A 13132-nucleotide genomic window follows, 5' to 3' on the forward strand; every position below is an offset into this window, starting at 1 on the left:
GAGCGCTCCACCCCATTTAAGGAAATCGCATCATGACAGCCACCAACCTGGCCCATGCCAGCGACGCCTGGTCGCCGGTGATCACCCCCTTCACGTCGGATCTCGCCGTCGATACCGAGCGCTTTATTGCCCACTGCCGCTGGCTCGATTCCCACGGGGTCGGACTCGCGGTGTTCGGCACCAACTCCGAGGCCAACTCGCTGACCCTTGGCGAGAAACGCGAATTGCTCTCACAGCTGGGGCAGGCGGGCATCGATCCCTCCCGGCTGATGCCGGGCACCGGCCACTGTGCCATCGACGATACGGTCGTGCTGACCCGCGACGCGGTAGACATGGGCGCGGCCGGAGTGCTGATGCTGCCGCCGTTCTACTACAAGGGCGTCAGCGACGAGGGGCTCTATCGCTACTATTCCGAGGTCATCGAGCGGGTAGGCGATGCGCGCCTACGGCTGTATCTCTACCATATTCCGCCGGTGGCCCAGGTGCCGCTGTCGATCGAGCTGATCGCACGGCTGCGCGAGGCCTTCCCCGAGATGGTCGCGGGGATCAAGGACAGCGGTGGCGACTTCGCCAACACCCAGGCACTGATCGACGCCTTCGGCGCCGACGGCTTTGCGGTGTACGCCGGCAGCGAGCGTTTTCTGCTGGATACGCTGCGCGGCGGGGGAGCGGGCTGCATCAGTGCCACCGCCAACGTCAATCCGGCGGCCATCGCCGGGCTCGCCGCCGACTGGCAGACAGCCGAGGCCGATGAAAGCCAGGCAGGGTTGAACGCCATGCGCGATCTGTTCGAGCGCTATCCGCTGATACCGGCGATGAAGGTGGCTACCGCACATTTTTCGGGACAGGCGTCCTGGGCGACGCTACGCCCGCCCTTGATTGAACTGGCCGCAGGGCGTCGCCAGGAGCTGATCGCGGCGCTGGAAGAGCGAGACTTCGCCATGCCGGGACTCAAGGAGGAACAACATGGATAAAGCACCCGCTGCCCGCGATCGTGGGCAGGCGCCTCGTATCGTCGCCCTGAGGCGGCTGGGCGAGGAGGAACTCGCGGCCTTGAACGAGGTGGGGCAGGTGGACTATTTCGAGGATCTGAACGAGGGCAATCGCGAGGCCTTCGAGGCAGCGATGGCCAGCGCCCACGGTCTGATCGGCGGCAAGCTCGAACTCGATGAGGCGATGCTCGAGCGCTCTCCTAATCTCGAGGTGGTGTCGACCATCTCGGTCGGCTACGACCAGCTGCCGCTCGAGGCGATGAATCGTCGGGGCATCCTGCTGTGCAATACCCCGGACGTGCTTACCGAGACCACCGCAGATACCGCCTTTGCCCTGATCATGGCGACTCAGCGGCGGTTGGTGGAGCTGTCCTGCATGGTGCGGGAAGGACGCTGGACGTCCCATGTCGGTCCCGACCAGTTTGGTCACGACGTGCACGGCAAGGCACTGGGCATCGTCGGCGCGGGGCGTATCGGCGCGGCGATCGCCAGGCGCGGCGCGCTGGGCTTCGGCATGTCGGTGCTGTACACCGCGCGGGCACCGAAGCCTGAGCTCGAGCAACACCTCGGCGCCGAACACTGCTCCCTGGACGAGCTGCTCGCGCGCGCCGACATCGTCTGTCTGGCGGTGCCCTACAGCGATGACACCCATCACCTGATCGACGCCGACGCCCTTGCCCGGATGAAGCCCTCCGCCGCGCTGATCAACATCGCCCGGGGCAAGGTCGTCGACGAGACGGCACTGATCGAGGCGCTGGAACAGGGCACCATCCGCGCCGCCGGGCTCGACGTCTTTACCCGGGAGCCGCTGGACGCCGACTCGCCGCTCGCGCGCATGGGCAACGTGGTGGTGCTGCCGCATATCGGTTCGGCCACCCACGAGACCCGTGCTGCCATGGCGCGGCGCGCGGTGGACAACCTGATCGGTGCGCTGGTCGGCGAAGGCCCGGTCAACGCCGTCAACGAGTCATCCTGGCGAGCAGGGAGGGCATCATGAAGCGACGTCTCGAGCGCATCCTGAGCCTGGACGACTTCGAGCGGGCGGCGCGTCGCCACCTGCCGCGGCCCCTGTTCGGCTATGTCGCCAGCGTGGCCGAGGAGGGCGAGACGGCAAGGGCCGGTCGCGAGGCCTTCAACGAGGTGCACTGGCTGCCCAGGGCGCTGGTCAATGTGTCGTCGATTTCCACCGAGGTGGAGCTGTTGGGGCAACGGTTCTCGCAGCCCTTCGGTATCGCCCCCATGGGTATCAGCGCGCTGACCGCCTACCGGGGCGACATGGTGCTGGCCGAACAGGCCCAGCGTGCCGAGATCCCGATGATCGTCAGCGCATCCTCGTTGATACCCATGGAGGAACTCGCCGAAGCCACCGGTGCGGACTGGTTCCAGGCCTACCTGCCCGGCACCCTGGAGGGCATCGACGCCTTGCTTGAGCGGGTCATCCAGGCCGGTTACAAGCGTCTGGTCATCACCGTCGACTACCCGGTGCCGCCCAACCCGGAAAACCATCGTCGCTCGGGCTTTTCGAGCCCCTTGAAGCCGAGCGCGCGGCTGGCCTGGGATGGTCTGACACGTCCGCGCTGGCTCACCGGCACCTTCCTGCGCACCCTGTTGCGTCATGGCGTTCCCCACTTCGAGAACAACGCGGCGACGCGCGGGGTGCCGGTGCTGGCGAAGCACGCCGCCCGCGACTTCGCCGGCCGGCGTCATCTTGACTGGTCGACCCTCGAGCACGTGCGCTCGCGCTTTCCCGGCCAGCTGGTGGTCAAGGGGATCCTGCATCCCGACGACGCGCGCCGGGCCTGCCAGGCGGGCGCCGACGGTCTGATCGTGTCCAACCACGGCGGTCGCCAGCTCGACGCTACGGTGGCTCCCTTGACCATGCTGCCCGAGGTGGTAAAGGCGGTGGAGGGCAAGGTTCCGGTGATGATCGATGGGGGCTTTCGCCGCGGCGGCCAGGTGCTCAAGGCGCTGGCGCTGGGGGCCGACTTCGTGTTCGTCGGCCGGCCCTTCAACTATGCGGCGAGCGTCGCCGGAGGGGCAGGGGTCGCCCACGCCATTCGTCTGATGAGCGAGGAGATCGAGCGCAACATGGCGCTGCTCGGGGTGACCGCCATCGACCAGCTCGGCCCCCACCTGCTGCGCCGCAGGGAAGGTGGGACGGCGGGTGCCACGACAGCCGCCGATACGGGTGTCGGGGCAGGCGTCGAGACCGGCGACAAGGCATCCGACTGAGCCGCTCGCGCCTGATGTGCGTCAGGCCCCGTGGTAGCCCTTTTGCTCGGGCTCTTCATCGGCGTCATCGGTGGCTGCTTCTGGCAGTTCGGCCACCCACTCCATGGCCGCGCTGTGCTCCTTGTGGGAGAAGGTGCGGATCTCGATCTTCCTGACCAGCTTGTCCTCGAGATGGGCGATGTGCTTGATCCACTCCTTGTCGGTGATCACCGCGGCGCGATGGTAGTGGTCAAGCTCGCCGATCTGGGTCAGGCCATAGCCCAGGTCACGCAGCAGCGCGGTCAGGGTCATCCATCGCAGGTTATCGAGTTCCGCCACCAGGCTGACCTTGGGGCAGCGCTTCTTGGTCATTTCGATCAGATCGATGGCTTGCTGGAGTTCCTGCGCGGTCACGGTACCGCCGGCGCGGATGGCGACCACGTGTTCGGCCGGGTGGGGAATCTGCTCGAGCATCTTGAATCTCCTTGTCGGGGACGGCGGGACTCACGTCGCGATGCAGCGTGACGGGATTTTCTCAGCATAGTCGCTGTGGCATCCATGGCGGCCGATATTCCGTGTTCGACGCCAACGCTTTGCCGTCCTTGCACTCGGTCGTAAGGCCTGACGTAACGATAGCGACAACGACAGGTAGGCCCCGACCTTGCTTCGAACGTAGCGATAGATACAGGTGTGAACACAGCAATGTCGGCGCCATGACCAGACCAGGCATCATCATGCAAAGGAGGGTGGCGAACATGCAAGCGGATGGAGAGAAAGGCCAGACGGTGGGGTGGGCGAGCTGGGCCCTGGCCTTCGGCCTGGTGGGGGCACTGGGCTGGGTCGCGCCGGCCCATTCACAGCAAGCCCAGGCAGCCGACACGTCCTCCGGTCAGGCAACCGTCATCGAGTTGACTCAGCTGGGCTGTCAGTTCCTGGAAAGCGAGAACGGCACCGATCACGGCATTCACCCGCAGAGCAAGGCCGACTGCGAGGCCTTCAACGACGACACCGGTGAGGCGCGGCTGGCAGAGGCCAGGGTGCTGAAAGTGCCCGCCGGAGACTATGTGTTCCGGGTCAAGAACGAGGGCGTGCCCTATGACCTGGGTTTCTGGCTGCGTGGCGACGGCCTGCTCAACCGCGCTCGGCTACCCAGCGTATCCGGCGGTGGCCTCGGCACCGGCCAGACCGAGGATTTCGCCGTCAGCCTGGAGCCCGGTGAATACGTCTACTCCTGCCCACTGAATCCAACCCTGGACTATAAGCTGGTTGTCGAAGGCTAAGGATAAAGCGGAAGGCTTGCGCGAAAAGTGCCGGTGCTCGCCGACCTTCCGAAGAAAGCCCGAGGCTTGTCTGAAAGGTGCCTGCGATTGTCGACGGCGGGTGCGAGGCGAGGCCAGGTCAAGTCTAGTCAGGCTAGACTAGACCCCGGTCAGTGCGCGCGTGCCTCAGACCCATAGGATCGCGACACCTGACGATCGCCTACGCATCCGACGAAAAAGCTTAACCACCTTGATACCCGCTGTGTCGTTTCGACACGGCGGGTTTTTTGTATCTCCAGCATCAGAGTTTTCCCGTCTAGGCTCTCAGCAATAGCTGTCGTACGCCAAAGCGTCAGGAGGGCCAGATGGCAAAGGTCGAACCCCGCGCGCCCAAGCCGCGTATCGGAATGATCACCCTCGGTGTTCACTCGCTCGAACGGGCCATCGACTTCTATCAACAGGGGCTTGGCTGGCCTCGCCTGGAAGACAGCGCCCCCAGGATCGCCTTCTTTTCGCTGCAGGGTACCTGGCTTGCCTTGTACGGCTGGCACGATCTGGCCGATGACCTGATGGTCAACGCCGGTGGCGAGGGCTTTCGCGGCGTGACCCTGGCCTACATGGCCGAGGACCCCGAAGAAGTGGACGCGGTGCTGCTCCAGGCCCGGCGAGCGGGCGGGAACCTGCTCAAGCCTGGGCAGAAGGCCTTCTGGGGCGGCTACTCCGGCTACTTTGCCGACCCTGACGGGCACCTCTGGGAGGTGGCCCACAATCCCTTCTTCTGGCCTGGGCCGGGCGAACCCCAGGCCAGGTCCAGCAGCGCCAGGCCCAGCAACGCCAGATCCAGCAACGATAGTTGATCTCGGTCCACATTCTGTCGGATATCCAATATGCTGTTTTTCCAATAAAAACAAAGCTGTTAAGCAGGGGGTAGGACGTCGAGGAGAGCCTGGTGGCTACGGGTGCTGTGCTTTCAGGAAGGGACCCTCGACGCAAGGCCGTTACCAATAACCTGCCGCAAGGGAGTCGCTCATGAGTGCAGTCATCGTGTTGGTCCTGGGGTTGGCCGCCATGGCCCTCGGGTACTTCATCTACTCGAAGTTCATCGCCGAGAAGATCTTGAAGCTGTCCAGGGACTTCGTCACCCCCGCCCACGAGTTCGAAGATGGCGTCGACTTCGTGCCGACCAACCGCTACGTGCTGTGGGGCCACCACTTCACCTCGGTGGCCGGAGCGGCGCCCATCGTCGGCCCGGCCATCGCGGTCATCTGGGGCTGGGTACCGGCCTTCCTGTGGGTCATCTTCGGCACCATCTTCTTCGCCGGGGTTCATGACGCCGGCGCGATCTGGGCCAGCGTGCGCAACAAGGCCAAGTCGGTGGGCGCGCTCACCGGGGAAGTGGTCGGCACCCGCGCCCGCAGCATCTTCATGATCGTGATCTTCCTGCTGCTGCTGATGGTCAACGCGGTCTTTGCCGTGGTCATCGCCGGCCTGATGATGAAGTTCCCCTCGGCGGTCATCCCGGTGTGGGGCGCCATCCTGGTGGCGCTGGTCATCGGTCAGTTGATCTATCGCCGGATCATCGGCCTCGGCCTGGTATCGGTGATCGGTGTGGTGGCGCTCTACGCCCTGATCGGCATCGGGCCGGCGGTGCCGATCCAGATGCCCACCGAGGTCGGCGTGCTGTCCGGTCAGGCGGTGTGGATCCTCCTGCTGTTCGGCTATGCCGCCATCGCCTCGCTGCTGCCGGTGTGGATGCTGCTGCAGCCGCGCGACTACATCAACGGCCTGCAGCTGTTCATCGGCCTGATCATCCTTTACGGCGCCCTGGCGCTGTTGAACCCGGACATTGTTGCGCCTGGCTTCAACAGCGATGTACCCGAGGGCACGCCGTCGCTGTTCCCGCTGTTGTTCGTGACCATCGCCTGCGGCGCGATTTCCGGTTTCCATGGTCTGGTGTCTTCCGGCACCACCTCCAAGCAGCTGGATCGCGAGACCGACGTGCGCTTCGTCGGCTACTTCGGCGCGGTGGGCGAGGGCATGCTGGCGCTGGGGTCGATCCTGGCGGCCACCGCAGGCTTCGCCACCCTCGGCGACTGGCAGGCCATGTACGACGCCTTCGGCAAGGGTGGGGTCAACGCCTTCGTCGAGGGCGGTGCCTTCATCATCCACAACGGCATCGGCCTGCCCCAGGCCACCGCCGCGACCCTGCTCACGGTGATGGCGGCACTGTTCGCCGGCACCACCATGGATACCGGCCTGCGCCTGCAGCGCTACATCTTCCAGGAGTGGGGTGAGATCTACGACCAGCCGTGGATGAAGAAGCCGGCGGTGGCGACCCTGCTGGCGGTGCTGTCGTGCCTGGTGCTGGCCTTCGGCGCCGGGGCAGACGGTTCCGGTGGCCTGATCATCTGGCCGCTGTTCGGCACCACCAACCAGCTGCTGGCCGGCCTGACCCTGCTGGTGGTCACGGTGATGCTGATGCGCAACCATCGCCCGGTCTATTACACCCTGATTCCCCTGGTGTTCCTGCTGATCGTCACGGTGCTGGCGCTGCTGGCCCAGCTCAAGAGCTTCTTCGTCGCAGGCAACTACTTCCTGCTGGCGCTCGATATCGTGGTGCTGATCGCCTCGGTGCTGGTGGCGATGGAGTGCGCCTCGGCGCTCAAGCGTCTGCGTCATGAGGTGCGCGGGGAGGCGCCGTGAGCGATCACGACGAGGGTCTGGCGAAGTGGCGTCGCTGGCTATCTTCGGCGCGCCACTTCGCCGAGGAGTCCTACTCGGCGCCGTATCGCGGCGCCATCGCCCGCGCCCGGCGCGACGAGGACGACCTGTTCATGCTGCTGGTGTTCTCGGAGCTGATGGGCATGCCCAATCCGGTGGGCTACTACACCCTGGAGCTTCAGCCACTGTTGATGGAACGGTTCCACGACTGGCACCAGCGCATGGGCATGGAGCGCTCACCGCTGGACGATTTTCGCTGCTGCTGAACCGGGGGCGGAGGACCATCACGCCCCCCTTTAGCAACCTTCGCCGGGACCGAGCGTGCGCTGGACAGGGGGTAACGCTGTGCCGGGGGTGACAAGGGCAGGGCTGACAAGGGCAGGGCTGACAAGGACAGGGCTGACAAGGGACCAGAATGGACAAGGGAAGACCATGAAGGAACTGCTGGATCGACGCCGACTGTGGGTCGGCGGCAAGGGCGGCGTCGGCAAGACCTCGATGTCGGCGGCGCTGGGCGTGCTGGCGGCACGCCGAGGCAAGCGCGTGCTGGTGGCCTCCACCGACCCCGCCCATAGCCTGGGCGACGTCTTTGCCAGTGAACTCGGGGATACCCCGCGGCGGCTATTGCCCGGCCTGGACGCCATGGAGATCGATCCTGATCGCGAGGTCGAGGCGCATCTGGCGCGGGTAACCGCCCAGATGCGGCGCTATGCGACGCCTGCCATGATGGATGAGCTGGAACGTCAGATGCGCCTGTCGAGGCAGTCGCCGGGGACCCAGGAGGCGGCGCTGCTGGAGCGGCTGTCGCGACTGATGACCGACGACAGCCTGCCCTACGATCTAGTGCTGTTCGACACCGCGCCCACCGGTCATACCCTGCGCTTGTTGAGCCTGCCCGAGGCCATGGCCGCCTGGACCGACGGTTTGCTCGCCCACAGCCGCAAGTCCGAGCATCTGGGCAAGGTGCTGGCCCATCTGACGCCTGGCTCTCGGCGCGACGTGACCTCGCCGTTCGAGTCGGACGACGAGGCAGCGTCCCGGGATCAGGACCCGCGCACCCGGGATATCGCCGAGACCCTGCTGGCGCGACGGCGGCTGTTTCATCAGGCCCGCCGGCGCATCCAGGACGCAAGTCACAATGGCTTCCTGTTCGTGCTGACACCGGAGCGTCTGCCGATCCTCGAGACCGCCCGTGCCGTGGCGTCACTGGAAGAGGCGGGGATTCCCGTTGCCGCCACCCTGGTCAACCGCGTACTTCCGGTAGAGGCGGACGGCGACTTTCTTGCCGCCCGCCGCCTGCAGGAAGAGACCTACCTTGCGCGTATCGATACGACCTTCGCCCACCTGCCGCGTCCGCGGGTGCCCTGGCTCGCCACCGACGTCCAGGGTGTCCCGGCGCTGGAGACCCTGGCCGACTGCCTGGAGAACGCAGGTTTTTAAGACGCTGGATTCCAGGGCTACGGTTCAGTGGGCGTCCGGCGACTGTTCCATCTCTCGCTCCAGCTTGCGCGCCACGTCGCCGGGCGAGCCGGTGCGCCGGGCCATCAGATCGTAGGCCACCGGTACCACGAACAGCGTAAAGAAGGTGGCGGCGGCGACGCCGGTGAAGATCACCGTGCCGATGACGATGCGCGTCTCGGCGCCGGCGCCGCTGGACAGGATCAAGGGCACGCTGCCGGCGATGGTGGTGACCGAGGTCATCACGATGGGACGCAGGCGGGTCATGGCCGCACGCATCAGCGCCTCGCGGAACTCGGTGCCTTCGTCTCTTAGCTGGTTGGCGAACTCCACGATCAAGATGCCGTTCTTGGCGGCGAGCCCCACCAGCATGACCAGGCCCACCTGGCTATAGATATTCAGCGACTGACCGGTCAGCCACAGGCCGAGCAGGGCCCCGCCGATGGCCAGGGGCACCGTCAGCATGATCACCAGCGGATGGACGAAGCTCTCGAACTGGGCCGCCAGCACCAGGAACACCACCAGGGTGCCGAGTACCAGCAGGAAGGTGGTGGCGCCGGTGGACTCGCGATAGTCCCGGGCCGCGCCCTTGACGTCGGTCTGCACGCCCGCCGGCAACACCTCACTGACGGCGTTCTCGAGGTAGTCCAGCGCTTCGCCCATGGAGTAGCCGTCGGCCAGATCGGCCTGCAGGGTGATCGCGCGCAGGCGGTTGTAGCGGTTGAGCTGGCTGGGCCCGGCGAAGGCCTCGACGGTGACCAGGCTAGACAGCGGGATCAGCTCACCGGTGCGGTCCGAGCGCACCCGCACGTTGTCCAGGGAACTCGGCGTGGGGGTGGAGCCGCGCTCGCCTTCGAGGATGACGTCGTATTCTTCGCCCTGGTCGGTGAAGCGGGTCACGGTGCGGCCACCCAGCAGTGTCTCCAGGGTGCGGCCGATCTCGCTGACGGTGACGCCGAGATCCGCGGCGCGGGTGTAGTCGATATTGACGTTGAGCTGGGGCTGGTTTTCCTCGTAGTCGCTCTCGAGGTTCAACAGTCTCGGATTGGTCTGGCGAATATGGTCCATCAGGGCGTCGCGCCAGGTCACCAGCTGCTCGTAGCTGCCCCCGCCAAGCACGAACTGCACGCCCTGTTCGGTGCCGCCGCCGAAGCCCTGGCGCATCACCGGGAAGGCGCGGATGCCGGGCAGGTCGGCCAGTGACTGGCGCACCTCGTTCATGATCGGCCAGGCGGGTCGACGCTCGGCCCAGTCCGACAGGCCGACGATGGCGAAACCGGAGTTGAAGTTCTCGGTGTTGCCGCGCCCCTGGGGAGCGATGATCAGCACCCGTTCGACCTCGCCGGTCTCGCGCAGGGGCAGCAGCCGTGCCTCGACCTCGTCCATGTAGTCCTCCATATAGGAGAAGGTGGCGCCGGGCGGGCCGCTGATGATGACGAAGAAGGTGCCGCGGTCTTCCCGCGGGGTGTACTCGGCCGGCAGCTGAGGATACAGCCAGGCGATCCCGGCCAGCATCGCAACAAAGCAGGCTACCACCAGCCAGCGCGCCTTGAGCACGACCTCCAGGCAAGCCCGGTAGACGCCCTGGGCCCAGTTCAGCCCTTCGTCGACCCAGTGGGCCAGGCGCCCCTCGTGAAGGCTTGGCGACAGGATCTTGGAGGCCATCATCGGGGTCAGGGTCAGCGCCAGCAGGGTGGAGATGGCCACCGCCGCCGACAGGGTCAGGGCAAACTCGGTGAACAGCTTGCCGACGTCGCCCTGGATAAAGCTCAGGGGCACGAACACCGCGATCAGCACAAGGCTGGTGGCGATGACCGCAAAGGCCAGCTGGCGGGCGCCGCGGAAGGCCGCCACCAGCGGCGTCTCGCCGTACAGGTGCATGCGTCGATGGATGTTTTCCAGCACCACGATGGCGTCGTCCACCACCAGGCCGATGGCCAGCACCAGTGCCAGCAGGGTCAGCAGGTTGATGGTGAAGCCCATGGCCGCCAGGGCGGCGAAGGTGCCGATCAGGGTGACCGGCACGGTGACCGCCGGCACCAGGGTGGTGCGCAGGTTACCGAGGAAGACGAAGATCGCCACGACCACCAGGCCGATGGCGATCAACAGGGTGCTGACCACCTCGCGAATGGCGCCGGACACGAAGGTGGAGGCGTCGTAGTTGAGTGACAGGCTCATGCCGTCCGGCAGGCGAGGGGACAGCCGTTGCATTTCGGCGCGCACCGCCTTGGACAGCGCCATGACGTTGGCGGTGGACTGCTTGACCATGCCAAGGCCCACCACCGTCTGGCCGTTGCCGCGAAACAGCGAGCGCTCCTCCACGGTGCCGAGTTCCACCCGGGCCACGTCGGCCAGCCGAACCAGATAGCCGCCTTCGCCGCGATCGAGCACCAGGGCGCGGAAGTCCTCGGGGGTCGAGAAGCTTCGTGGCAGGCGCACCATGAACTGACGATCCTGTGACTCCACCGCGCCGCCGGGCAGCTCGACGTTTTCAGCCCTGAGTGCGGACTCCACGTCGCTGACGGTCAGCCCGCGGGCGGCCAGGGCGTCATTGTCGAGCCACACCCGCATGGCGTATTCCTTGGCGCCGCCGACGAACACCCCGGAAACGCCTTCCTGCACCGAGAAGCTGTCCACCAGGTAGCGCTCGGCGTAGTCGGTCAGCTCCGCCGTGGTATAGCCCTCGCCGGACAGCATCAGCCACATCACCACCTCGGAGCTGGTGTCCTCCTTGCGCACCTCCGGTGGGTCGGCCTCGTCCGGCAGATTGTCGGCGGCGCCGGAAATACGGTCGCGCATGTCATTGGCGGCGGCGTCGATGTCGGTGGACAGGCTGAACTCGACGTTGATATTGGAGCTGCCGTCGGTGGAGGTGGAGGAGATCACCTCGATGCCGGCGATGCCGGCGATGCGCTCTTCGAGTACCTGGGTGATACGGGTCTCGACCACGTCGGCGGACGCCCCGGGGTAAGCGGTGCGGATGCTGACGATGGGCGGATCGATGGTCGGGTATTCCTGCAGCGGCAGACGGGTCAGCGCCAGCAGGCCGAAGGCGACGATCAGGGCGGCGAGCACGGTGGCCAGCACCGGGCGCTGGACGGAAACGTCGGACAGGCGCATCAGGTGTCGTCTCCCTGGCGCTGCTCGAGCAGGATGTCGCTGACGCTGGTGGTCTCGTCCTCGATGCCGATCAGCGTGATCCGGGAGGCTTCATGCAGGCGGTCATTGCCGTGGGTGACCACCAGCTCGCCGGCCTCGAGCCCCTTGACGACTTCCACGTCGCCTTCGCGCCGCGAGCCCACCTCGATATCCCGGCGAACCACCTCACCGGCCTCGGTCGACGTCGGCTCACGCGTGGTCAGTACCCAGACCCGCTGGCGCTGGCCTTCCGGGACCAGCGCGGATTCGGGAATCACCAGCGCCTGACGCGGGCTTCTGGCGATGGTCACCCGCATCAGCATGCCGGGACGCAGCAGCCTCTCTTCGTTGTCGAGCAGGGCGCGCACCGAGATGCTGCGGCTGATCGGGTCGATGCGCGAGTCGATGGTGGCGATCTCTCCCTCGAACACCCGGTCCGGGTAGGCCGCGGTGGTGGCGGTAAGCGTGAGCCCCCGTGACAGCGAACCGAGCTGGACCTCGGGCACGTCGAAGTCGAGCTTCATGTGGGAGACGTCGTCCAGGGTGGTCAGCTCGGTGCCTGGAGTGACCAGGGTGCCGACGCTGATGTCACGCACCCCGACCACGCCGTCGAAGGGCGCCTTGACCCTGTAGTTCTCGAGCATCGCCTCGAGCCCAGCGATGGTCGCGTCCACCTGCTGAAGCTGGGCACGACTGTCCTCGACGTCGGCGCGGGGCGCCAGATTGCGGCTTTCGAGTTGGGCGAAGCGATTGACCGCGTTCTGTCGCTCGGTGCGCAGTGCCTGGGCCTCGCGCAGGGCGGCGCGTTCCTCGATGTCGGACAGCTCCAACAGCACATCGCCTTGGCTGACCTCTTCCCCGCCCTCGAAGTTGAGCGCCGAGACGGTGTCGGTCACCGTGGCCGACAGGGTCACGCTCTCGTTGGCCGATAGCGTCCCCAGCGACTCCAGCGGATCGGACCAGGCCTCCTGGGTCACCTCGGCGGCGATCACCGGGGTGGGGGGAGGCCCCTGGGTGCCGGCACCGCGCTGCTGCGCCAGGCTGGGCGACACCACACCCGCCAGCACCACCAGAGCCAGGACCAGGCGAAAACCCACCCTCCCTGGTCTCGACGTGCGATGCGATAGGGTCCTGGGGCAACGAACTGACGGCATGGCAAGCTTCCTGCGTTGGGCATTCTACGGTGGACGGCGCTCGAGGCGTGGCCGACGCACAGCGTAAACGATCGGATACGATGGTCGTACACAAGTGTCCGAGGATAGCGACAGCATGCCTGAGACATGGCCTCGCTGGCTTGAGCAAGGTGCGGGTTGCACAATCTTTTCGCAAGTCGTTCGCCGAGTAACAACAGGC

11 protein-coding genes are annotated in these 13132 nt (G+C 66.1%); 8 read left to right on the forward strand and 3 right to left on the reverse strand.

All coding sequences use genetic code 11. The features are described from left to right. The first annotated feature begins 32 nt into the window (after window positions 1-32). The 3 genes from NFH98_RS06900 to NFH98_RS06910 are packed head-to-tail and all read left to right on the forward strand — an operon-like array spanning window position 33 to window position 3224. Window positions 33-974, forward strand: coding sequence for a dihydrodipicolinate synthase family protein (locus tag NFH98_RS06900; RefSeq protein ID WP_286985101.1), 942 nt, complete (start codon window positions 33-35; stop codon window positions 972-974). Next, window positions 967-1989 (forward strand): 2-hydroxyacid dehydrogenase, encoded by a 1023-nt coding sequence (locus NFH98_RS06905; protein WP_349622390.1) that lies wholly within the window; start codon window positions 967-969, stop codon window positions 1987-1989. Before NFH98_RS06900 ends, NFH98_RS06905 begins: the two co-directional genes overlap by 8 nt. Continuing rightward, window positions 1986-3224, forward strand: coding sequence for an alpha-hydroxy acid oxidase (locus NFH98_RS06910; RefSeq protein WP_349622391.1), 1239 nt, complete (start codon window positions 1986-1988; stop codon window positions 3222-3224). Before NFH98_RS06905 ends, NFH98_RS06910 begins: the two co-directional genes overlap by 4 nt. Window positions 3225-3245: 21 nt before the next feature. On the opposite strand, the gene NFH98_RS06915 is transcribed toward NFH98_RS06910, so the two are convergent. After that, on the reverse strand, window positions 3246-3677 hold the full coding sequence (locus NFH98_RS06915; protein WP_045993324.1) for a SpoIIAA family protein: 432 nt from the start codon (window positions 3675-3677) through the stop codon (window positions 3246-3248). A gap of 281 nt (window positions 3678-3958) precedes the next feature. Here NFH98_RS06915 and NFH98_RS06920 point away from each other — a divergent pair, with 281 nt between their 5' ends. From NFH98_RS06920 to NFH98_RS06940, 5 genes are all read left to right on the forward strand, one after another. After that, complete coding sequence (locus NFH98_RS06920; RefSeq protein ID WP_349622392.1) at window positions 3959-4483, forward strand: hypothetical protein; 525 nt, start codon at window positions 3959-3961, stop codon at window positions 4481-4483. Between the two features lie 344 nt (window positions 4484-4827). Then, window positions 4828-5319, forward strand: coding sequence for a VOC family protein (locus NFH98_RS06925; RefSeq protein ID WP_349622393.1), 492 nt, complete (start codon window positions 4828-4830; stop codon window positions 5317-5319). Window positions 5320-5491: 172 nt separating this feature from the next. Continuing rightward, the gene (locus NFH98_RS06930; protein ID WP_287164760.1) at window positions 5492-7165 is read left to right on the forward strand and encodes a carbon starvation CstA family protein; all 1674 of its coding nucleotides are present in this window, start codon (window positions 5492-5494) and stop codon (window positions 7163-7165) included. Window positions 7166-7182: 17 nt separating this feature from the next. Continuing rightward, complete coding sequence (locus NFH98_RS06935; protein WP_045993347.1) at window positions 7183-7449, forward strand: cory-CC-star protein; 267 nt, start codon at window positions 7183-7185, stop codon at window positions 7447-7449. 166 nt (window positions 7450-7615) lie between these two features. Further along, a complete protein-coding gene (locus NFH98_RS06940) occupies window positions 7616-8623 on the forward strand; it encodes an ArsA family ATPase (RefSeq protein WP_349622394.1) in 1008 nt (335 codons plus the stop codon). Window positions 8624-8647: 24 nt separating this feature from the next. Here NFH98_RS06940 and NFH98_RS06945 read toward each other — a convergent pair whose 3' ends face one another. Together NFH98_RS06945 and NFH98_RS06950 are read right to left on the reverse strand one after the other, a co-directional pair. Beyond that, complete coding sequence (locus tag NFH98_RS06945) at window positions 8648-11761, reverse strand: efflux RND transporter permease subunit (RefSeq protein ID WP_222569267.1); 3114 nt, start codon at window positions 11759-11761, stop codon at window positions 8648-8650. Beyond that, a complete protein-coding gene (locus tag NFH98_RS06950) occupies window positions 11761-12933 on the reverse strand; it encodes an efflux RND transporter periplasmic adaptor subunit (RefSeq protein WP_349622395.1) in 1173 nt (390 codons plus the stop codon). The genes NFH98_RS06945 and NFH98_RS06950 overlap by 1 nt, the downstream gene beginning before the upstream one ends. Window positions 12934-13132: the final 199 nt, after the last annotated feature.

This window comes from Halomonas sp. H33-56 (genome assembly GCF_040147035.1).
GTDB lineage: Bacteria > Pseudomonadota > Gammaproteobacteria > Pseudomonadales > Halomonadaceae > Halomonas > Halomonas litopenaei.